At 64.4% G+C, this 21,816-nt stretch carries 18 protein-coding genes; 10 read left to right on the top strand and 8 right to left on the bottom strand.

All coding sequences use genetic code 11. The annotated features are described in order from the left end of the window. On the bottom strand, positions 1–558 hold the full coding sequence (locus FZI91_RS14390) for a dTDP-4-dehydrorhamnose 3,5-epimerase family protein (protein ID WP_162525826.1): 558 nt from the start codon (positions 556–558) through the stop codon (positions 1–3). Between FZI91_RS14390 and FZI91_RS14385 the strand changes: the two genes are divergently transcribed. After that, a complete protein-coding gene (locus FZI91_RS14385) occupies positions 547–1,686 on the top strand; it encodes a class I SAM-dependent methyltransferase (RefSeq protein ID WP_309224083.1) in 1,140 nt (379 codons plus the stop codon). The two genes, FZI91_RS14390 and FZI91_RS14385, sit on opposite strands and share 12 nt — an antisense overlap. Here the strand turns inward: FZI91_RS14385 and FZI91_RS14380 are convergent. From FZI91_RS14380 to FZI91_RS14365, 4 genes are read right to left on the bottom strand one after another with little or no spacing between them, the layout of a single operon-like run. Beyond that, a complete protein-coding gene (locus tag FZI91_RS14380) occupies positions 1,683–2,702 on the bottom strand; it encodes a glycoside hydrolase family 6 protein (protein WP_162525825.1) in 1,020 nt (339 codons plus the stop codon). The genes FZI91_RS14385 and FZI91_RS14380 overlap by 4 nt on opposite strands. Beyond that, positions 2,699–3,739: a glycosyltransferase family 4 protein gene (locus tag FZI91_RS14375; protein WP_162525831.1), complete on the bottom strand. Its 1,041-nt coding sequence runs from the start codon at positions 3,737–3,739 to the stop codon at positions 2,699–2,701. Before FZI91_RS14375 ends, FZI91_RS14380 begins: the two co-directional genes overlap by 4 nt. A gap of 14 nt (positions 3,740–3,753) precedes the next feature. After that, a complete protein-coding gene (locus tag FZI91_RS14370) occupies positions 3,754–5,028 on the bottom strand; it encodes a glycosyltransferase (protein WP_155939686.1) in 1,275 nt (424 codons plus the stop codon). Further along, positions 5,021–6,496, bottom strand: coding sequence for a flippase (locus tag FZI91_RS14365; protein ID WP_155939685.1), 1,476 nt, complete (start codon positions 6,494–6,496; stop codon positions 5,021–5,023). The genes FZI91_RS14370 and FZI91_RS14365 overlap by 8 nt, the downstream gene beginning before the upstream one ends. A 32-nt stretch (positions 6,497–6,528) precedes the next feature. On the opposite strand from FZI91_RS14365, the gene FZI91_RS14360 reads away from it, so the two are divergent. Beyond that, on the top strand, positions 6,529–7,611 hold the full coding sequence (locus FZI91_RS14360) for a glycosyltransferase family 4 protein (protein ID WP_155939684.1): 1,083 nt from the start codon (positions 6,529–6,531) through the stop codon (positions 7,609–7,611). A 22-nt stretch (positions 7,612–7,633) separates the two neighbouring features. On the opposite strand, the gene FZI91_RS14355 is transcribed toward FZI91_RS14360, so the two are convergent. Continuing rightward, a complete protein-coding gene (locus tag FZI91_RS14355; protein ID WP_155939683.1) occupies positions 7,634–8,443 on the bottom strand; it encodes a WecB/TagA/CpsF family glycosyltransferase in 810 nt (269 codons plus the stop codon). Positions 8,444–8,572: 129 nt separating this feature from the next. Between FZI91_RS14355 and FZI91_RS14350 the strand changes: the two genes are divergently transcribed. From FZI91_RS14350 to FZI91_RS14315, 8 genes are all read left to right on the top strand, one after another. Then, on the top strand, positions 8,573–9,526 hold the full coding sequence (locus FZI91_RS14350) for a hypothetical protein (RefSeq protein WP_155939682.1): 954 nt from the start codon (positions 8,573–8,575) through the stop codon (positions 9,524–9,526). After that, on the top strand, positions 9,498–10,865 hold the full coding sequence (locus tag FZI91_RS24235; RefSeq protein WP_155942079.1) for an O-antigen ligase: 1,368 nt from the start codon (positions 9,498–9,500) through the stop codon (positions 10,863–10,865). The genes FZI91_RS14350 and FZI91_RS24235 overlap by 29 nt, the downstream gene beginning before the upstream one ends. After that, on the top strand, positions 10,862–12,199 hold the full coding sequence (locus FZI91_RS14340) for a glutamate-1-semialdehyde 2,1-aminomutase (protein ID WP_313884535.1): 1,338 nt from the start codon (positions 10,862–10,864) through the stop codon (positions 12,197–12,199). The genes FZI91_RS24235 and FZI91_RS14340 overlap by 4 nt, the downstream gene beginning before the upstream one ends. A gap of 144 nt (positions 12,200–12,343) precedes the next feature. Further along, the gene (locus tag FZI91_RS14335) at positions 12,344–13,798 is read left to right on the top strand and encodes a cytochrome ubiquinol oxidase subunit I (protein WP_155939679.1); all 1,455 of its coding nucleotides are present in this window, start codon (positions 12,344–12,346) and stop codon (positions 13,796–13,798) included. Positions 13,799–13,820: 22 nt separating this feature from the next. After that, positions 13,821–14,849 carry a cytochrome d ubiquinol oxidase subunit II gene (cydB, locus tag FZI91_RS14330; protein WP_162526459.1) on the top strand — a complete coding sequence of 343 codons (1,029 nt, stop codon included), beginning with the start codon at positions 13,821–13,823 and terminating at the stop codon, positions 14,847–14,849. Next, positions 14,846–16,519: a thiol reductant ABC exporter subunit CydD gene (gene cydD / locus FZI91_RS14325; RefSeq protein ID WP_155939678.1), complete on the top strand. Its 1,674-nt coding sequence runs from the start codon at positions 14,846–14,848 to the stop codon at positions 16,517–16,519. Before cydB ends, cydD begins: the two co-directional genes overlap by 4 nt. Then, positions 16,503–18,155, top strand: a complete 1,653-nt coding sequence (cydC, locus tag FZI91_RS14320) for a thiol reductant ABC exporter subunit CydC (protein ID WP_155939677.1) — start codon at positions 16,503–16,505, stop codon at positions 18,153–18,155. The genes cydD and cydC overlap by 17 nt, the downstream gene beginning before the upstream one ends. After that, complete coding sequence (locus FZI91_RS14315; protein WP_155939676.1) at positions 18,152–18,622, top strand: DUF4190 domain-containing protein; 471 nt, start codon at positions 18,152–18,154, stop codon at positions 18,620–18,622. The genes cydC and FZI91_RS14315 overlap by 4 nt, the downstream gene beginning before the upstream one ends. A gap of 9 nt (positions 18,623–18,631) precedes the next feature. Here the strand turns inward: FZI91_RS14315 and FZI91_RS14310 are convergent, their stop codons facing one another. Both FZI91_RS14310 and FZI91_RS14305 read right to left on the bottom strand, forming a co-directional pair. Next, positions 18,632–20,323, bottom strand: coding sequence for a cytosine permease (locus FZI91_RS14310; RefSeq protein ID WP_162526460.1), 1,692 nt, complete (start codon positions 20,321–20,323; stop codon positions 18,632–18,634). Between the two features lie 56 nt (positions 20,324–20,379). Continuing rightward, complete coding sequence (locus FZI91_RS14305) at positions 20,380–21,780, bottom strand: bifunctional lysylphosphatidylglycerol flippase/synthetase MprF (protein ID WP_155939674.1); 1,401 nt, start codon at positions 21,778–21,780, stop codon at positions 20,380–20,382. Positions 21,781–21,816: the final 36 nt, after the last annotated feature.

Genomic DNA, 21,816 nt, shown 5'->3' with positions numbered 1-21,816 from the left:
TCAGCGGCCGGTCAACTCCGCCCAACTGCCCGCGGCGGCATCCTTGGGGCTGATGACAGTGACCGGAAGCGGCCAGTCGATACCGAGGTCGGGATCGTCGCGCGCGACGGAGACGTCCTCGGCCGGGGCATGCGGTCGGTCGATGCGGTAGCAGAGGTCGGCCCACTCTGTCAGCGCTTGATGACCGTGCAGTATGCCGGCCGGAACGAATAGGTGCGCAAAGGTGGAATCGTCGAGAGTGAAGCTCTGCCACTGTCCGAAGGACGATGATCCGGGGCGCGCGTCCACCAGCACGTCGAAGACGGCGCCGCGTGCACATCGGATGAGCTTGCTTTCACCGCGGCCCGAGCGGCCGTGCAGACCCCGCAACGCGCCTTGGCGCGAACGTGATTGGGAGTCCTGCAGGAAGTCTGCGGCACGGACCGCACCACCGGTTCTGGTCTGGTACTCATCGAAGATCGCGGCATCGAATGTGCGGGTGAAGAATCCGCGGTCATCGTGGTGTGGCGTAGGTTCCATCAACAGCACGCCGTCGATGTCGGTGGTGTGGATGCGCACAATGCCATCCTGCCGTACCACGGAACGATCCGGGCGCCAACAGTGATCAGATGCCGGTATTGCCACGGCCAATCGTTGGCGCGGGTGCTTGACCTGGGTGCCGTTCCAGCCGCAGATCACTTTCCCACCGCAGCCAGCCCGTCCAGCGCGGATGAGGCGCATCCCCTGGCGATGACCCTGTGTCCGGAGTGTGCACTTGCGCAGCTGGAGATCGACGACACGAACACCGAGGAACCGCGAGCGGTGGAACCGCAAGCTCTGCGGGATCAGGCTGCCGATGCGGTGGCTCGGGTGGAGGCGGCCGGCCTTCTTGCCGGGCACACAGTGTACGAATTCACGAGTCCGCACGGCGGGAGCTGGCTGAACCTTGTTACTCCCAAGGGTTTCCAGGTCGCTGATCCGGCCCTGGGTGGGCCCGCAGATGTGGTGCTGGACAGCTTCGGCATGATGCACGACGCCGACCAATCCGCAGCAATCAGGACGCGCGCCCGCCGCACTAGCGCCGAGGGCGTGCTGCTACTTCAATTCCACTCGATCGCGACCATCCTGGAGCTCGGCCAGTGGAACTCACTACGGCACGGACATTTCGCCTACTACTCCCTGACAGCGCTGCGCCGAATGCTCTCCGATGTCGGGATGTCGGTGGTGGGGATCTGGGAATTTGACCTCTACGGCGGCACCTTGCTGGTCGCGGCGCGCCACGGTGAACACCCTGCGCCTCCCGCGGTCGAGCAGATTGTCCACCGCGAGAACGCAATCGGCGCTATCGAGGCGGACGGATTCATCCCGCTGCAGCGTGCGGTGGACGAGCAGGTGCACCGGCTCACCGCGTGGCTGGAGGGCAAACGGTCATCCGGCCGGCGCGTGTACGCCTACGGGGCGGCCTCGCGCACGGTGGCGTTGTTCGCCCGTGCGGCGCTGACGACGAAGTCGGTGGTGGCAGTCGCCGATGCCTCTCTCGCCAAGCAGGGGCGCCGCATGCCCGGCACCGACATCCCCATCATTGCGCCCGCCGATCTGGTCGCAGCCGATCCCGACGAGGTGTTGCTCACCCTGCCCGATCTCTATGACGAGGTTCACCAACGCTTTCCGGATCTGGAGGGCCGCTGGGCGACGGGACTCTGCTAGCGCAGCAACGTTGCGGCAAGGGTGGGACTGAACTCTCCACCCTGCGCGTCGGTGATGTTGCCACAGGGGCCGTTGGAGGCGCCCGGAGCAAGAATCCACAGATTCATATCGAGACCGTCGGACTGTCCGCCGACGGCCGGCGGTGTGCCCAGTAGGCGGCCGGCAGGGTTGCACCAGTCGAAGTTCCATTCCGGGTTGCCATTCTGCGAGGTGTCGACGATGTAGCGCGGGTCGCGCACCCCGAACCACCGTTGCAACGACGCCCGGATGCGTTGGGCGTACGCGGTGATCTCACGGGTCGGGGCGAACGACGAGACGTTGAGGGCATACCCGACTCTGTCGGAAACGCCAACCTTGGCCAGCAGCGCCGCCATTCGCTCGGGCGTCACCGAACCGGACGACGTTCCGGCGTCCACGTAGATTCGCGTCCGGGCGTTGCGCGCCGAGAATGCCTGCACCGCATACTGCAGGGACTGGATGCGGTCATCGAAATCCGTGCCTTCCAGGGATTGTCGATCGGCGAACCACAATGCGTCGGGTTCGACAACGAGCGCCATGCGCGCGTCTCCTACCACCGTGGACACCCGGTCGATCCATGCTCGATAGACGGCGGAGGTGACCGTGTGGTTGGGCCCGGAGAATCCGTCGTCCCGGTCCGGGATGTTGTACAGAACCAATTGCGCGGTGCCATCGATGCGCCGCGCGCGCTCGACGATGTCGCCGATGTTGCGAACGTCGTCTTCGTCTGAACCGGTGACCCACATCGCGATCGGATATCGCGCGATCCGCTCCAGGATGGCCGCCGCGCGTGGGTCGTCGGGATGCTCGCGCACCCACGACTCGACGATCAGAGAACCGGCCACCAGTGGACCGGTCTCGAGCTGGCGCGGTGCGGTGTCCGCGGCGCGTGGATAGACGGACCTGCAGGAGTCGCGCGGTAGCGCCATGGCGACGATCGCGGCCAGCACCAGCAGTCCAACGCAGCGCACCAGCGGCCAGGCCCTCCTACCGGTCACCGCGCGGAACGATCGCGAGGGAGAAGCTGCGCGCATATCGCGAGCAACTTCGTTGCGGCGTGCTCGGCGGTGAAGTTCTGCGCATAGTGCTCGCGCGCCGCGGATCCCGCCATCGCGGCGACCGCGGGATCCGCGTGCCGATCGAATGCCGCGGTCAGGCCCGGCACGTCGTCTCGGTCCAGCGCCAATTCTCCACACGGCTGAAACTCAGGCAATGCGCCTTCCGTGGAGACGATGGTGTTCACCCCGAGCTGCATCGACAGTGTCTGCACTCCACTCTGCGAGGCCTGCCGGTAGTGCACCAGCGATGCCTTTGCCGTGGAGAGCGGTTGCAGCACATCGTCATAGCTGTAACGGCCGCTGATCCACCGAACCGAATCGGGCAGGGAGGCAACGACATCGCCGTCGCCGATAAGCACCAATTGGTCTCCCTGCCACAGCGGTCCACGGACGTGAGCGTCCCACGCACGCAAGACGACCTCGACATTCTTGTAGCCATTGAGCCGCCCGACGAGGACGAAATCACGGCGACCGGCCGCAGGCACAAAGGGCGGCACCCGGTTCGGGTCGAGATCACTGGTCAGCGGAACGACGCCGACCGGTGACGGTGCGTGTGAAGCGATCTCACGCGCTACGTAGTCACTGAATGCGACACGCTGGCGCGCACCGGCCTCCCACGTGCGGAATAGGACGTTTCGCCAACGCGCACGTTCTTCGGAGGCATCATGGGGCTTGTCGTCGTGGACAAGCAGTACGCGCGGGCGGCCCGCGCCGAATATCTGCCAACGGGGATCGAGAACTAGCTCGGTGATCACCACATCGGGTTGGAACGCGCGAACTTTCGGCACCGCGCGTGCCCAGGGCGCCCAGCTGGCAGCCTGTTTCAGCGAGTGCGGCAGCACCAGCTCGTAGTCCCGTGCCGGCCCGGATTCCGGATGCATGTCGGTGGTCACCAACAGCACCGAGGCACCCTGAGCGGAAAGGGCCTCGGCGTGGACGCGAGCCAGCGGACGCATCCAGGGCGACAGCCAGAGAATTCTCATCGGCGAAATCAGTCCTTCAGCACCGCGATAAGGGCTTCCTCGTACGAGTCGGCCATCGTTTTCATGTCCGCTGTCCCCTCAAGACACCTGCGCATGTTGGGGGCTATGACTCTGCGTGACCTCCCGAACGGGCGCCACAACGCAGCGCACCTAATCTCGGCAAGGGTGTCACCCGAAACCAGGATCGCCGGACCCTCACCGAGGTCGAACACCGGGCACCACCAGGGTTGACGAACCACCCGAACCGTCGGAGGAATCTCGGCCACTAACGGCCCGAGGCGCCGCATGCATGCGATGGTCACGAAGTATCCGCGTCGATCCAACTCGATTGCCAGCAGCACGCGTTGGCGTTGCGCGTCCCCGTCGGCGAGGCGGTCCATGGTCAGGATTACCTGGGGTTGTCCGGTGTCACGTCGGATCCGTGCCTTACGCACGCGGCGCGCCGAACGCTGCAGGTGATCCAGTAGGGATGTCCCGGCCAGATACAGGTCGGCGGTTCGCGCCCCCTTCGCATGTTCAAGAGTGAGGGCAATGTTGGCGCGAAGCAGATCATCGGAGCGCAGGCTACGCTGCTGATCCCCCACGACAGTTCCCTTGGCGCTGTGAGTGATTCCCGGTTCATCGACGAAGATCAATCTCCACCCCGACGACCGGACCCGCAGCTGCCAATCGGCTTCCTCGCCGTATAAGAAGAACTCCTCATCGAAGGCGCCTACCGCGTTCCACGCCCGCCGGTTGATCAATAAGCAGGCGCCGGTCAGGTATCCGTCCACCTCGGTGGGGGGCGTTCGGTACAACTCGGAGATTGAGCGTCCGGAGAGCGCGGGGGCATAGCCCGCACGCGACACCAGTGCCCGAAGCAGATTGGGTGCACGATGTGCGTTGAACCAAGGCATCTCGCCGGGATATGGGGTGGCCGCGGCTATCCGGGGCGCCGCCGCGGCCACCGTGGTATCAGCAGTCAACTGAGCGCGTGTCCGCACGAGGGCGCCGCTGACGATTGCGTCGGGATTCAACAGCAGCATGTGCGCACCCGGCACGAGGTCCGCCAATCTGTTGACGGCAGCGGCGAATCCGAGATTGACACCCGTTCCGTGCCAGTTCACGGCCGGATACGACGCCCGAACTTCGCTCATTCCCGGATGGTCGAGTTCGGAGTTGTCCCACACGTGCACCGGCAGATCGCCCAGGTGAACACGGCACGATCGCAGACAATCGCTGAGCAGATCGGGGCGGCCATACGCCACGATCAGCACCGCAATTCCCCCGTGCACGTCATTCATCGGACGATGCCTTGCGGAGCACTTCCCGGATGTCCCGCAGATGAACCGGGCCCGTCGAAAGATTCACCACGACATACACTCCGGCGGCAACTAGCGCGGCGAGCAATCGCGGAAGCCACAGCTCGGTAATCATCAGAGCACCGACCGCGGCAATCAACGGGATCGCGAGCCGGACAATGAACATCCACGGTGTGCGATAGGGGCTGCACGTCGTCAACCTGGCGGTAGCGGCCACCAGTCCCACGACCTCACTGGTCACCAACGCGATCGCAGCGCCTGCCGAGCCCAGGTGTGGAATCAGCAGGACATTCAGCGTGATGTTTCCGATGAGGTTGAAGATGTTGAGCCGCAAAAGGAACGATTGGTGGTGTGCGGCGAACAAGGCCTGGCTAACGGTCCCGGTCAGGAACGTGAGGCCGACGGCCACCAGGAGCAGCGGCATGACCAGACTCGATTGGTCGACGAATTCCGAGGAACCCAGCATCTCGATGAGATCGCGCCCCACGAAGAACCCGACGACCGAGATGGGCAGTGCCATCGACAGCATCAGCGCTACTGATTTCTCGATGAAGCGCGCGAATCGCTGCTGGTCTGCGGCGTACAGATTCGACATCGTCGACAGAGTGGCCCCCTGGAAGAAGGCGCCTACCAGCGACAATGTGAACGCCGTCTGATACGCCAACCCATAGCGGCCGACCTCGACGGAGGTGCTCAGCAGACTCAGGAGGACTCCGTCGATTCGCCAGTACAAGATCCCGATGATGAGAATCCCTGTCTGAGGCAGGCTTTCACGTACGAGGTCCCAGGTCTCACGCACGGACATCACGATGCGGAGCCGAATCATCCGCCGAGCCGCAATACCCTGCACGAGCAGCAAGACCGCAGGCGGAATGAGTTGAGCGACCGCAAACCAGACCGGCTCGGTCCCGTTGGTGACAAGAATCCACGTGAAGCCCAGGACCGCGACTCGCGAAAGCAGATCGGCAAGCGCGACCGCCGGGAACCGGACAGATGAGACAAACACTGGGGTGAGGCAGCTTGCGAGGGTTGTCAGCGCCAGGCTCCCGCTGATGATCAACAGCATCGACACGACCTCGGGCTGCCCGCGATAGACGAGCACGCCGGTCGCTGCGGCCAACACGGTCAGTGGCACACAGTAGGCAAGGGAGAAGCCGAAGTTCACCCCGACCAGCCGCTCGAGACTCCCGCCGCCCGACGACACCCGGCGCACGATGACGGCACCGATACCCAGCTCGGTCAGGCTCGTCCACAGCCCGATGAAGAAGATCGCTGCGTTGAGATCGCCGTAGGTCTGCGCACCAAGAGCGCGGGTGGTCAGTGCGATCGTCGCAATCGTGGCGACCAGGCCCAGTGCTCGTCCGCCCAATTGCCATGCCATGGCACCGGCGATCCGTCGTCCGGATACCGATCCGGCGCTTGGCGATGCATCGCCGCGTTCGGGCGTCATGTGTTATCTTTCGCCGAAACGGGATGGGAGCAATGCAACCGAGCCAACAACTGCGTGCGTATGTGGCTTTCCCGCAAGGTCTTTCGACTTCGCAATGGGAAGCCCGGAACCTGGCTGATGAGGTTCCGGACCGGGTGCCCTACGGGCTCCACCGGTTGCCCCGCTACGGCGTGACACCGACGTTCAGCGAGGTCTCCTTTGGTCGTCGACTTGAGTACGTCGCCAGCCGAGTTCGTTACCGCACTGGCGATCTGGAGTTTCTGGAGACGGTCGCCGACCGCGTGGCGAGGCGATCGAGCGACCTCGTGTTCTGCTATGACGAACGCACCGGAATACCCGCGGCGGTGGGGACGGCGATCGGGATGAGCCCTCCGGTGGTGACCGGAGTCGGCTGGCTGACCGAGCCTTCCGAGTACTCGCCGGCTCGGCGCGGCCTGGCGCGCTATGCGTTGACGCGCAGCGCGGCGGTGTTCTCGCAGTCTCATCCCCAGGTCGAACTGCTGTCGCGCGCCTGGGGCGTCAACGACTCGCAGTTGCACTTTGCCCCGGTGGGGATCGATACGGATTTCTACCGGGAGCAACCGTGGAAGGACCCGGTAGCCCCCCTGGTGGTCAGTGCCGGCGAAGATGTCCACCGAGACCACGCGCTGCTGGTTCGGGCCGTCCTCAGCGCCCGGCAACGCTGCCCCGGCCTGACGCTCGAATTGGCTACCGCGCTGCCGGTCGAATCGCCTGCCGACGTTGTCACTCTGCACACCGAACGGCTCTACGGCCGAATGCGCGATCTGTACCGCCGGTCGTCGGTGGTGGCGATCGCGGTGCGCCCCAACGTTGTCACCGGATCTGGGCTGACGGTTGCGCTCGAGGCGTTGGCGAGTGGGCGTCCGGTTGTCATGACCGACAACCCTGGGATCGCGCACTACGTCCGGCACGATGTTGACGGTCTGCTGGTCCCGCCCGGCGATCCCGAGGCCTTCGCGAAGGCCATTGCCGATCTGGTGCGCGACCCCGATCGCGCCCGCGCCCTCGGACGGGCGGGGGCGCAGCGGGTGCGGGCTGAGTTCAGCTCCGAAGTAATGGCTGAGCATTTCGCGAGCATTATGCATCGAATCTAGGTAATCGTCGTATCAAGATTGCTCACCGCGCCAGCAGTGACTGAGGAGGCCCAATCTCGGCCGCGCGCAAGCGTGCCAATGCGGCCGGCCCCTGTACCAGATACCGGCGGGCCATTCGCCGCGGTTCACGGCTCAATCGGTACGCCCACTCCAATCCGCTGCGCTGCATCCACGCCGGGGCGCGTGAGACGGCACCGGCGAGAAAGTCTGCGGAGGCGCCAAACGCCAGCAACACGTGGGCTCCGGTGAGAAGGCCATGCCGCGCAATCCATAGCTCCTGCAACGGTTTTCCCAGTCCCACCACCAGAATCTGGACGCCGGCGGCGGCAATGTCACGCGCAAGGGCGTCGCCGCGAGCGGGGTCGGTGAGATCGGCACGATCCGGGGACCACAACCCAGCAACGTCGAGGTTCGGAAAACGCATACCCACCACCGCACGCAGCCGGTCATGCACCTGCGGAAGGCCGCCGAGGAACCCGACCCGCAGCCCTGCGGCGGACGCCTGCTCGAGAATCAGAGGCAACAGATCGACGCCGGTGATACGGCGCCAGCTCCGACCGGTCCGCAGCCGCGCACGCGCCACAATCGGTGCCCCGTCGGCGAGCATCAACCAGTCCAGCTGCGGCCCCAACTCGGCACAATCCCGATGCGCGCGCTCCTTGCCGAAGTGGTGAAAGTGATCCAGATTCACCGAGCCGACAACGAGCGGGCGGTCGTCGGCCAGCGTCGGCCGCCGAGCGATCGCGGCCAGCGCGTCCTGCGCTGAGCAAAGATCGACCGATACCTGGGAAATCGTTACCCGAACCGGAGGAGCCAGCGATTCTGTCGACACGGCGGTTAGCCTAGCCACAGTTGATTCCACCCCGTAGGCAAGTGTGGGTTATGCTCGTACCCAATATCGCTGGTGAGGGACGGCGCGCCTTTCGCGAACAGTCCGGACGAGAGCAAGAGTCGGAGCGCCGTGAACGTCAACGACCTGGTCAAGCGGATCTTGAACCGGCGAATTGCGCTCGTCATCCTTGCCCTATCGGTCTGCGGCGCGGGAGCGTACGGCTACACGCAGGGCGTCACTGTTCGGACATCGACCGCCTCTGCCGTCGTCGTCCCGCCGCCCACGTTCTCGGCGAATGGCGACACGTTGGGCGCCAACCCGATGCTGAATCTGTCCCCCGAAAAGGCGCAGCTCGCCGGCATCCTGGCCACCTCCCTGTTCAGTCAGCCCACGCAGACTGCGGTGGCCGCCGTCGCGCCTGGCGTGGATTACAAGGTGTCCAACACCATCGAGCTGGGACCTAACAATCAACTGCCCTCGCCTCAATTGTCGATCGAGGTGCTGTGCAGTGCCACGTCAGACTGTCAGGCCGGTGCCGCGGCCCTACTGGATATAGCCCGAGACAATCTGGTGAAACTTCAGGTGGGCGCCTCCGTCGCGCCCGAGAACTGGGCCAGCCTCACCATCCTCCAGGACCCCACCGCGCCGGTCGTCACATCGACAAGTTCGATGAAATCCGCAGGCTCGATGGCCGTCGGTGCACTGCTCGCCGGGATCATCGTGATGCTGGGGTACGACGCGCTGGCGGTGCGCCGGCGCACCGAAAAATCCGCTGCCCGACCTTCCAGCGGCAAATCCCAACCCAAGGCCAGGGATACGCGCGACGAGCCGGTCTCGGCGGTTGCCCCTACGGCCGACCCGGTGCCGGTAAGCGCCGGCAGCGGAGATGGCCAGATCCTGGCGAAGACCTCGACGACCAACGGCACCAATGGAACTCAGGCCACACCCGCGATCATCGACGACGACCTAGACGACGTCGAGATCGACGACGAAGCACTAGCCCAAGCGGTGCTGAACTGGACACCGCCCCGACTCACCGATTTCCGTGAATGGCGTGACGACAAATCATCCCCGGACCGATAATCTGCGCGCCGCGATGACAGATCGCGGGCTGGGAATCATCAAGTTCGCCGCCCTGGCGTTGATTGTGTTGCTGAGTACGCGGCAGGCCTACGCGGTGTACGCCCTCAAAGGGCTCAGCCCAGCCCAGGTCGCCTTTGTCTGCCTCGGAGTGTTGGGCATCTATTGGGTGCTGTCGGGGCATCGACTCGCACTCGGCGCGCGAGGACTCACGATCGCTGTTCTCGTGAACCTGCTGACGGTCGTGGTGTCCTACGGCATGGCCACCACACGTGTCCTTCCGCGAGATGCGGTGATTCTGGCGGGCCAGGGCGCCGCAGCCTTCGCGGTGTCGGTGGGTGCGCTCACGGGATTTGTTTTCCTGTTCGCCGCACACCCCGAGAACACCGCGCGGATCATCGAGATCCTGCTGAAAGCGCTTGTCATCGGCGGCGCCGTCACCGCAACATTCGCGCTGGTGCAATTCGTGACCGGGATCGATATCGCGGCAATGGCCCGGATTCCCGGGTTCATGAGGTACGTCGATACCGGTGTCGCCCATGGGATCGTCCGTGAGGGGGTGGTCCGAGCACAGGGCGCCGCGGGGCACTCCCTTGAACTCAGTGCGGTGTTGACCACCATCGCGCCCATTGGGGCGGCGCTCATCTACAACGCTAAGACCGCCGCCAAGAAGACCTGGCCCTGGGCGGCCCTCACCGCGATCGTGATAGCCGGCTCCGTGGTCACGGTGTCGCGATCCGCATTCGTCGGATTGGCGGCGGCAATCCTCGTCATGTCCTGGCGTTGGCCGGTGCGGCGCCTCGCCGGACTGCTCGGCGCCGCGGTGGCGGCCGCGGTAGTCGCGGCGGTCAGCGGGCTCGGCATATTTGAGGCGATCATCAAGACCTTCCTGGGCAGCGACAACGATCCGTCACTGCAGTCACGCGCTCGGGGTATCGACTACGTGATGTCACATTGGACGGAGCACTTCTGGCTGGGACAGGGGTCGTTTACCTATCCCACGGGTCCAGAACAACCGGTCCTCGACAACGAGTACCTCAGCCGCCTGATTGAAGGCGGTGTTGTCGGTGCGGCCGCGCTAGTGATCCTGACGATCACCGCGATTGTGTACGCAGGCACGGCACGCAATCGCTGCAACGACGCCGCCGCGACGGAACTGATCAATGGCGTGCTCGGCGCATTGGTGGCGCTTGCCATCATTAGCACGGTGCTGGATGTTTCTGCTTTCCAACAGATTTCAATGATTCGATGGGTGTTGATCGTGCTGGCGGGTGCCGCGTGGGTACTTGTGAAACACAACCAGATCCCCGCTCCCCCCATCCGGCAGGCGGTGCGGACGTGACGCACCGGGGATTCGACCAGTCCAACGCGTGGCAGGACCGGCTGCACACCACCGTGCCCGGCGGCGCGCACACCTACGCGCGCGGCGCTGACCAGTACCCGTTCGGTATGGCCCCGGTGCTCACCCACGGATCGGGCGCACGGGTGTGGGATGCCGACGGCAACTGTTACGTGGAGTACGGCATGGGCCTGCGTGCAATTACCCTCGGCCACGCCTACGGTCCCGTCATCGAGGCCGTCCGCGCAGTGCTGGAGCGAGGAGTAAGTTTCAGCCGCCCAACAGTATTCGAAGCAGAAGCCGCGGATGATTTCTTGGGCGTCGTTCCCACCGCCGAGATGGTCAAGTTCGCCAAGAACGGATCGGATGTCACCACGGCGGCCATTCGTCTGGCGCGCGCGATCAGCGGTCGCGCGATGGTGGCCGCATGCCGGCAGCCCTTCTTCTCCACCGACGACTGGTTTATCGGCACCACCGACATGAACGCCGGAATACCGAAATCGACAACGGACGACATCGTCAGGTTCGACTACAACGATCTCGGCTCTTTGACAACGCTTTTCGATCAGTACCCGGGCCAGATAGCCTGCGTCATCCTGGAGGCCGCGACGGCGGCCGCCGAACCCGATCCCGGATTCCTGGAATCGGTGCGCACACTGTGCACTAGCCACGGCGCATTGCTTATCTTCGACGAGATCATCACCGGCTTCCGGTGGTCCAGCGCGGGCGCCCAATCGGTGTACGGGGTGACTCCGGACCTTTCCTGCTGGGGTAAGGCGATGGGAAACGGTTTCGCTATCGCCGCTCTCGCCGGTAAGCGTGAGTACATGGAACGTGGCGGGTTACGCACCGACGATCCTCGAACCTTCCTGCTGTCCACCACCAATGGGCCGGAAACGGTGGGACTGGCCGCGTTCCGCGCGGTGGTGCAGGCCTACCGAGATGATGCCCCGGTCCAGATCATGGACGCCACCGGCCAGGTCCTCGCCGACGGAGTTGCCGACGTTACCGCGGAACTTGGTGTGGGCGAACATATCCGGACCATCGGCCGCCCGTCGTGTCTCACCTTCACCAGTCTCGACCCGGACGGGCAACCTTCGCAGGCCTACCGGGCATTGCTGTTGCAGGAACTCTTGCGTCGTGGGGTGTTGGGGCAGTCTTTCGTGATCTCCGCCGCGCATACCCCCGCCGATATCGAGCTGACCCTGGATGCGCTGCGCGGCGCCGCGCAGATCTACCGACGCGCTCTCGAGGCGGGTAGCACCGACAAGTTCCTCCTCGGCCCGCCGGTCGCGCCCGCACTGCGCTCGCTGGCCACGCCTCGACGGATCCCCTAGCGAGTTCTCACGGCCGATACGGCACCTTGCGGGTTCACGCGTTTTTCGCCCCCCATTTGTCCGGTTGGCGTATTAGTAAATGTGGCCCGTATCGCGTTGATCTTCGAATGCAACTACTACTACGCTACGTCGTAGGAGGTGGCGATGAACGCCCTGGACGTATCCCGCTGGCAATTCGGCATCACCACCGTGTATCACTTCATCCTGGTGCCGTTGACCATTGGGCTCGCGCCACTTCTCGCCATCATGCAGACCGCATGGGTTATCACTGGAAACAACGCGTGGTATCGACTCACCAGATTCTTCGGGAAGCTCTTCCTCATCAACTTCGCGCTCGGGGTGGCCACCGGAATCGTGCAGGAATTCCAGTTCGGGATGAACTGGAGCGAATACTCCCGATTCGTCGGTGACGTGTTCGGTGCTCCGTTAGCTCTTGAAGGGATGGTCGCCTTCTTCTTGGAGTCAACCTTCCTCGGGCTATGGATATTTGGTTGGACGCGCCTGCCCAGGCTCGTGCACCTGGCTTGTATCTGGATGGTCGCGATCGGAGTCAATGCCTCCGCGTTCTTCATCATCGCCGCCAACTCCTTCATGCAGCACCCGGTCGGCGCGATCTACAACGCGGAAACCGGTCGTGCCGAGCTGATCAGCATCACCGAACTACTCACCAACAACACCGCGCTGGCGGCGGTCCCCCATACGATTGCCGGAGCCTTGCTGACCGCAGGCACCTTCGTCGCTGGCATCTGCGGGTGGTGGATGGTGCGATCGCACAAGCTAGGGACACTCGAAGACGCACGCACCATGTATCGCCCTGCCGCCATCGGCGCGTGTGCAGTGATGATCTTGTCCGGAATCGGACTGGTCGCGACGGGTGACGTTCAGGGCAAGCTGATGTTCCAGCAGCAGCCGATGAAGATGGCCTCCGCAGAATCCCTGTGTCACACCGAGAAAGACCCCAAATTCTCGGTGCTGACGGTGGGTACCCACAACAATTGTGGCAGCGTGACACACGCCATTGAGGTGCCCTACGTCCTACCGTTCCTCGCCGAGGGCAAGTTCAGCGACGTCACGCTCAAGGGCGTGGAGGACCTCCAGAAGGAGTACGAGCAGAAATTTGGCCCCCGTAATTACCGGCCGAACCTCTTCGTCACCTACTGGGCGTTCCGGGCAATGATCGGTCTGGCCGCCGGCTCCGCGGTGCTGGCACTTGCCGGCCTGTGGGTGACGCGGCGCGGGCGGATCCCCAACCAACGCTGGTTCGCTTGGCTCGCGATTCTCGCCATCCCCACCCCGTTCCTGGCGAACAGTGCCGGGTGGGTCTTCACCGAGATGGGTCGACAACCCTGGGTCGTTGCTCCGAATCCCACGGGGGTGGACCAGATTCGGCTGACCGTCGACATGGCGGTCTCGCACCACTCCGCCGCGACGGTATGGCTGTCGCTCATCACCTTCACATTGCTGTACGGCTCGCTGGGCATGGTGTGGTTCTGGCTCATTCGCCGATACACCGTCGAAGGGCCGCTTGAGCACGACACCGAGCCCGCACCACCCGTCACCGACGACGACAGCCCCAAGCCGCTGTCCTTCGCCTACTAGTCCCGTAAGGAGGCTGGATAACGTGAATCCCACGACATTGCAACAGCTCTGGTTCTTCGTCGTAGCGGGGCTGTTCCTGGGCTTCCTGGTGCTCGAAGGTTTCGACTTCGGCGTCGGAATGCTCATGTATCCGTTGGGCCGCGGCGACGACCGCCGACGACGGGCTGTCCTGAACACCATCGGACCGGTCTGGGATGGCAACGAGGTGTGGCTCATTACCGCTGGTGGTGCCATGTTCGCCGCCTTCCCGCACTGGTATGCGACCGTGTTCTCCGGCTTGTACATTCCGCTGCTGGCGATTCTCGTCGCCATGATCGTCCGAATCGTCGCCATCGAATGGCGCGGAAAGATCAACGACCCACGCTGGCGCGCCCGCTGCGACCTCGGGATCGCCATTGGGTCCTGGATTCCGGCGTTGCTTTGGGGTGTGGCGTTCTCGTCCCTGCTTGCCGGACTTCCGGTAGACGGCGCCAAACAGCTCACCCTGTCCCTCGGCGATGTGCTTAGGCCGTATGTACTCCTCGGCGGCGTGGTCTTCGTGGGGCTCTTCGTCTTCCACGGCGCGCTATTCATCGCGCTGAAAACTGCGGGCGAGGTCCGTGAGGACGCCGTCGCGATCGCGCACAAGCTGGCCATTCCGGTGGTTGCCGCCGCCGGCGGATACGGACTGTGGACGCAGCTGGCCTACGGCAAGGGTTGGACGTGGCTGGCGCTCGCCGTCGCCGCACTCTCGTTGGTGGGCGCCGCGGTCGCTTCGCGAATGTCTCGTGACGGCTGGGCATTCGCCTGCACCTGCCTGACCGTGGTCGCCGTCGTCGTACTACTCTTCGGATCCCTGTACCCGAATCTCATTGTGTCCAGCCTCGATCCGGCCTACAACCTCACCGTGACCAATGCCTCCTCCAGCCCGTACACACTCAGGGTGATGAGCTGGGCGGCCGCGATCACCGCACCGGTGGTGCTGCTATATCAGGGCTGGACGTACTGGGTATTCCGACAGCGCATCTCGGCCGATCAGATTCCCGAATCCGTCGGGCTGCCCGTGCGATGACCAGAACGCGCGGCGCCCCGGTTGATCCGCGACTGTGGCGCCGCAGCGCACCCGCCCGCCGCTACTTGCTGCTGACGGTGCTCTGCGAAGTGGTGATGACGGGCTGCACGCTCGCCATCGCGATTGTGCTGGCACATGCCCTGGCCGGGCTGATCACCGACCCAACGGCCCGCGACCTGGCCCAGATGGCGAGACCGCTCACCGCCCTTGTCGTGCTCTGGATTCTGCGGGCAGGCACCCAGGCTGTGCAGGTCCGGTTCAGCGAGCGCGGTGCGACGGGCGTCATCGCAGACCTTGACGATCAACTCCTGACGAGAGTTGCACAGGCACAGCCCCGCGACCTTCACCGGTGGCGGGAGTCGGCCACCACAGTGCTGACCCGCGGACTCGACAACCTACGTCCCTACTTCGCCGGATATCTGCCGGCCGTGCTCAGCGCCGCGATCGTGACACCGGCCGCGGCCCTGGTGATCGCGATATCCGATATTCGTTCCGCCGTCATCGTCGCGATCACGCTGCCCCTGATACCCATCTTTATGATTCTCATCGGCCTGCTGACGCGGGATCGCGCCGCGGCGGCACTGAATGCCTCGACCGTCGCCGCCGGTCAGATCCTCGACTTGATCGCGGGCATTCCTACCCTCCGTGCGCTCGGACGCACCGCGACACCGCTGCGCCGGATCACCGAACTCGGCGCAGCGCAGCGACGCTCGATCATGGGCACACTACGGGTCGCATTCCTTTCGGCCATGGTGCTGGAAATGATCGCAACCCTCAGCGTCGCGCTGATCGCGGTGAGCATCGGGATGCGGCTGGTATTCGGGCATCTCGATCTGACGACTGCACTGACGGTCCTGATTCTGGCGCCCGAGGTCTACTGGCCGCTGCGCCGTGTTGGGATCCAGTTCCACAGTGCCGCCGATGGAAAAGCGGCTGCCGACAAGGCTTTCGAGCTGATCGATACCCTCGGGGCCTCGGTGCCCGCCGCTGCCGGTGACGGAACGACTCCCCCACCGCCGCAACCGGTGATCCAACTGGACGCGATCAATGTGGCGGACCGAGGCGGTTATGCACCATGGGAATTGACGGCGACTATCCGTCCCGGCAACGTCACCGTACTTACCGGACACAACGGCGCCGGTAAATCGACGGCCCTGCACGCGATCACCGGACTGACGGCGCCAACCCATGGCCGGGTTCTCGTGGACGGGGTGGCCCTCGACCAGATCAACCGCGACGCATGGTGGTCGATGATCGGCTGGCTGCCCCAGCGACCCGTGCTGATACCGGGCACCATTCGTGAGAACCTCGAAATGTTCGGGCCGCTGGATAAACTGGAATCCGCCCTCGCCGATAGCCAATTCGACAGCACCGTAGCGACATTGCCTCACGGGTTGGACACCCGCCTCGGCGCAGGTGGCACTGGGCTGTCGCTGGGTGAACGGCAGCGGCTATGCCTGGCACGTGTGCTCGGCACCAACCGACCGATCTTGCTTCTCGACGAGCCCACGGCGCACCTCGATGGTGACACCGAGGCGGCCGCGCTGGCCGCACTGGTGACGCGAGCTCGTCGTGGTGTCACGGTGGTCGTCGTGGGTCACCGCGCCCCTGTCCTGGCCGCGGCTGACGAGGTATTCACCGTTCAGGCCAGGCATGCTGCGCACCTCTGACCCGTTGCGGCACTGGCTGATCGCGCTTCGTGTGCGCCCGTCCCGGATGGCCGCGGCCATAGCGTTTGGCGTACTCGCCCTGGGGAGCGCGCTAGCGCTGGCAGGGCTGTCGGCGTGGCTCATCACTCGGGCCTGGCAGATGCCACCGGTTCTCGACTTGTCGGTTGCGGTGGTTGCCGTGCGCGCACTGGGTATTTCGCGCGGCATCTGGCGGTACTGCGAGCGACTTGCCGGGCACGATATCGCGTTACGTGGCGCCGCTACGGTGCGCGCGCATGTGTACGAACGCCTACTCGGCGGCTCTGCCGGAACGCTACGCAAGGGCGCCGTCCTCGATCGCATCGGCACCGACATCGACGAGCTGGCCGAGACCATCGTGCGCAGCGTCCTTCCCGCCGCGGTGGCCGCCGTGCTCGGGGTAGCGGCCACGGTGACGATTGCCTTGATATCGCTGCCGGCAGCCGCCATGCTGGCGTGCGCGTTACTGGTCGCCGATGTGCTGGCACCGATGCTGGCGGCCCGCGCGGCGACCACGCAGGAGACGCACGGCGCGCAGGCACGCGCCCGCCAAGCCGAGACCGCCGTGGAGATCCTGGATCACGCTCCTGAGCTCCGGGTGGGAGGCCGTCTGCCGGATCAGCTTGAGCAGGCCCGGCAACGGCGCCGAGAGTGGACCGTGGCGCAAGACGCCGCCGCGGTCCCCGCCGCGTGGGCGGCCGCGGCACCCATCCTGGCCGTTGGCGCCACCGTGGTCGGCGCCTTGGCGGTCGCTGTCGATCTCGCCGGACATATAGCGCCCACCACCCTTGCCATCCTGGTGTTGTTGCCACTTGCCGCCTTCGAAGCCTCCACCGCGTTGCCAGCCGCGGCCATCGGCGTCGCCCGAGCGCGCGCATCGGCACGGCACCTGGAGCAACTGGCCGGAAGCGGTACCGACCTTCCCGCGCCGGTCGACGTCATGCCGAATGGTCAGGAAGCATCACTCGCGCTGGAATGTGTCGAACTGTGCTGGCGCACTGGCCCTTCGACATCTGGCCCGCTGTCGTTCCGGATACCCGCGGGGGCACGGTTGGCCGTCACCGGCGCCAGCGGGATCGGTAAGACATCACTGCTAACGACGCTCGCCGGACTCGCACCACCCGTCGCCGGCTCCGTGCGACTCGGAGACCATGCGCTCGCCGCCCTCTCGCCCACCGAACTGCCCTCGCTCATCAGGTTTTACGCCGAAGACGCGCACCTATTCGCCACCACAGTGCGTGACAACCTCCTGGTCGCCCGGGGCGACGCCACCGATGGCGACCTTGTCGACGCGTTGTCGGCGGTGGGCCTGCTCCCGTGGATCGAATCGCTACCGCGCGGGCTAGACACGGTGCTCACGGCGGGCGCGGCCTCGGTATCGGGCGGACAGCGCCGACGGCTCCTCCTCGCGCGAGCCGCGCTGTCCGAGGTACCCGTACTGCTGCTGGACGAGCCCACCGAACACCTCGACGGCCATACCGCAGAGGCGATCCTCTGGGACCTGCTGAACAACAACGGCTCGCTGCTGGCCGGGCGGACAGTCCTGGTGGCAACACACCATCTGCCCGAATCTGTGGACTGCCTTCGGATCCAACTCGGCGATACAGTGCAGGTATGACGGAAACACCGCCTCCGCCGTATCCTGCGCCATATCCGCCCCCTCCCGGATATCTGCCGTACCCGTACCCGTACGGGGCGCCGGTGCCGGTACCGACACCCAAGAATGGTCTGGGACTGAGCGCGCTCATCGTCGGTATTATCGCTATCATTCTGTCCTGCACCATCTTTGGCGGCTTCGTCGGCGGCGTTGTCGCTATCATCCTGGGCGCGCTCGGGCTGGGCCGAGTCAAGCGCGCGGAGGCCGACAACCGGGGTGTCGCCATCGCCGGCATCGTGCTCGGCGGCCTCGCCATCGTGCTATCCGGTGTCATCGTCGCGTTCACGCTGATCTTCATGGGCTCGTCAGGGTTCGGCGAGCTCTACACATGCGCATCCCACGCCAACGGCGACAAAGCCAAGATGGATCAATGCCAGAAAGACTTCGAGAAGCGCATGAACCCGGGGCCGGGAGAACCTACACGGTGACCTCTACCTCTACCGAGAGGGCGGATCGGCAGGCAGCACATGCTCGCCGATCCGGTCCGTCGCCAGGCTCAGCGACGAAATGTACTGCTTCTCACCGTTAGGACCGGGCTTGGCAGAGGCCAACATGTCGGGCCGCTCGAATTCGATGCCACTCACCGCACAATGGAGCAGCTCACCGGACGGGTTTCCGTATTCGTCGTACATCGGTAGATCGATACCGTCATCGGTGCGGCGCAGGTAGTACTTTCCGCGGGTCGCGATGGCGAGGATCGGCGGCATGACGAACGCGATGACGACGGCGACAATCGGCGAGTAAGGCCGAATCGCCTCTCCGAACACTCCGAAGAACACCAAGATTGAGATGCCCGCGGACATCAACATCGACCCGAACCCCACCGGGTTGACGTTGTAAAGCATGCCCCGGCGGAATTCCGGTTCCATGGGCGAGAGCTTGAGCAGATACTTGTTGATCGCGATATCGGTTGCCACGGTCACCACCCAGGCCATACCGCAGTTGGCATAGAAACCAAGGATGGTGCTTAGCCGGTCAAACATGTTGGCTTCCATCAGAGTCAGCGCAACAACCAGGTTGAACAGCACGAAGATCAATCGGCCCGGGTAATGCTTGGTTATACGCGTAAACGAGTTGGTCCAGGCCAGCGACCCCGAGTAGGCGTTAGTGACGTTGATCTTGACTTGGCTGATCACCACCAGAATCACCGCGAGAGTGATGGCGAGCCAGTGCGGCATCATGTTCTGGTAGATCTCCAGGAACTGATGCACCGGCTGGTTGGCGACCGCGGCGCCGCCGGCCACATTCGCGATGAGATACACCGCAAGGAAGAGTCCGAGCACCTGCTTGATGGCTCCGAAGAGCACCCAGCCCGGTCCGGCAAGCAGCATCGCGGTCCACCAGCGCCGACTGTTCTCTGGAGTCTTGGGCGGCATGAACCGCAGGTAGTCGATCTGCTCGGCGATCTGCGCGATCAGCGACAAACACACGCCCGCGGCCAGCATGATGGAACCCAGGTTTACTCCCTGCGCATCCTTGCCGCCATACGCGAAGAAGGTTCCGACTGAATCGGGATGGCGTACAACGAGATAGACGAATGGGATCACCATCATTACGAGCCACAACGGGGTCGTCCACACCTGGAGCACCGACAGCGCCTTCATCCCGTAGATGACCAGCGGGATGATCATGATGGTGGACACCGCATAACCGACGGGAAGCGGTACGCCGAGGCCTAGTTTGAGCCCCTGGGCCATGATCGAGCCCTCGAGTGCAAAGAATATGAACGTGAATGTCGCGTAGATGATGTTCGTGACGATGCTGCCGTAATACCCGAAGCCACTACCGCGCGTGATCAAGTCAAGATCAATGTTGTACCGGGCCGCATAGTAGGACACCGGGATTCCGGTAAGGATGACGATGATCGCGAAAACCCCGATACCCCACAAGGCGTTTCCGGTGCCGTACGAGATGCCGATGTTGGCGCCGATCGCGAAGTCCGCCAGGTAGGCAATGCCGCCCAGCGCGGTCACGCCCACGACGGCGGGACTCCACCTCCGAAACTGCCGGGGTGCGAACCGGAGGGTGTAGTCCTCCAATGTCTCCCGCAGTGCCGCACTCTCGGTGGCATCGTGGGCAGAAGAAGCAGGAATGCGCGTGGGAGCCGCCGTGTCGAGGGTGTCGGTCACGCCCACAGACTGGCGAGCGCCCAATTCGTGCGCGTTTTCCCGACGTTAATGTCCTGTTACGCCGCTGGTTCCTTCGGACGCAGCCGCGGCGTGAATTCCAGGCTCAGCAACGCGAACGCGACCAACGGCACAGTGGACATCTGCACGAGAACGTAGCGTCGATCGCCCAACGCGTGGAACTTGCGAAGGTACCGGTACAAGGACTCCAAGGCGATCAACGGGTCGAGCACGTGAATCGCCGAGTAACAGGCCTCCTGTACCCGGCTGCGGTCCCTTTCTGCAAAAATCTCCGGAAACGCTGCGAACGCCAGCGATAACCGTCGGGCGCCTTCGTTCTTGACCAGCGTGATCATGTCGATTGTCAGTCGCTCGTCGATGCCATTGGGCGCACCGGGGCGCCGCCACGGGACGTCGAGCGAGATGTCTGTCCCTCGCCCGGTGCTGGCGTAGCGGTGAAACCCTTGCACCACACCGGAATCATCCCGGGCAATGATGAGGCGGATGTCCGGATACCGACCGAGCAGAGCACCGTCGAGGATCATCGAGAATCCCCGCTCGAATCTGCCTCCGTGCGAAAGTTCCATCACCTGTTGAAGTTCTGCACGCACCGCCCCGTCCAAACCTCGCTCGTCGACGACCTCGGTGGACATCCCCGCGTTGCGGGTGCGCTGCACCCCCTGGCGCAGGTTCCGATACTTGCGCCCCACCATGTCGAAGGTCTGTACATCGATGACGACGTCGCGGCCGACCGCTATGGCGCGCAACGGATGACCGATGACGCGGGCGTCGCTCCACAAGGACAGACGGCGTTCACCACAGCCCAGGATCGCGATACGCCAACCATGCGAGCGGCACATGGCGGAAAAATTGCGTACCAACAATGGGTACTGGGATTGGTCGCCGACCGGATCACCGCCGACCACAGCGAAACCCGCACGCGTGCGATAGGCGATTGCCGCGGAGCGGTCCGCGTTGAAGTAGTAGGACTTCAACGAGTGCATGGCGAATGCCGCCAGTGGGTCGTCACCGGTGTTGGCGACGAGCGCGGCGACTTCTGCCAGCGCCTCGGGCTGCGCCGGCGCCGAGGTGGGCCACATCAGAATGAGTCCGGCAGCCACTACGAGCGCGTCACCGGTGCGCTCGAACTGCAGCACCCCTGCTCCGAGCGCGACCAGGACGGCCGTCCATGCCCACGCCGCATGACCGTAGGTCACCGGCCGGCCCAGGAAGATACCGCGAGCGATGAACCCGACACACAGCAGAACGGTGAGCGGCCAAAGGATTTCGTTGACTTCGGGCTGGGGCGGATAGCCGGAATGGGCGACCAGCATCACCAGCCATCCCGCCGACAGCAATACCGCGGCGGCGGTGATGAACCGCGCAAGCCGTGAATCACTCTGGATTGCAACGCGTTCGGCGATACGCACGTGAGCGGTGGCCGCTGGCGGTTCTAGCATTCAGCCACCTCCCGCAGCCGCTGAAACCTATCGTTG

Source organism: Mycobacteroides sp. CBMA 271 (assembly GCF_009729205.1).
Classification (GTDB): Bacteria; Actinomycetota; Actinomycetes; order Mycobacteriales; family Mycobacteriaceae; genus Mycobacterium.
Note: the sequence above shows the minus strand (reverse complement) of the source record. Positions and strands in the feature narration are given on the sequence as shown.

What these genes read in the sequence shown, in the direction of transcription:
- FZI91_RS14370 (WP_155939686.1), bottom strand. Translation starts at nt 5,028, where the DNA reads ATGAATGACGTGCACGGGGGAATTGCGGTGCTGATCGTGGCGTATGGC.
- FZI91_RS14365 (WP_155939685.1), bottom strand. Translation starts at nt 6,496, where the DNA reads ATGACGCCCGAACGCGGCGATGCATCGCCAAGCGCCGGATCGGTATCC.
- FZI91_RS14360 (WP_155939684.1), top strand. Translation starts at nt 6,529, where the DNA reads ATGCAACCGAGCCAACAACTGCGTGCGTATGTGGCTTTCCCGCAAGGT.
- FZI91_RS14335 (WP_155939679.1), top strand. Translation starts at nt 12,344, where the DNA reads ATGAACGCCCTGGACGTATCCCGCTGGCAATTCGGCATCACCACCGTG.
- cydD (WP_155939678.1), top strand. Translation starts at nt 14,846, where the DNA reads ATGACCAGAACGCGCGGCGCCCCGGTTGATCCGCGACTGTGGCGCCGC.
- cydC (WP_155939677.1), top strand. Translation starts at nt 16,503, where the DNA reads ATGCTGCGCACCTCTGACCCGTTGCGGCACTGGCTGATCGCGCTTCGT.
- FZI91_RS14315 (WP_155939676.1), top strand. Translation starts at nt 18,152, where the DNA reads ATGACGGAAACACCGCCTCCGCCGTATCCTGCGCCATATCCGCCCCCT.
- FZI91_RS14305 (WP_155939674.1), bottom strand. Translation starts at nt 21,780, where the DNA reads ATGCTAGAACCGCCAGCGGCCACCGCTCACGTGCGTATCGCCGAACGC.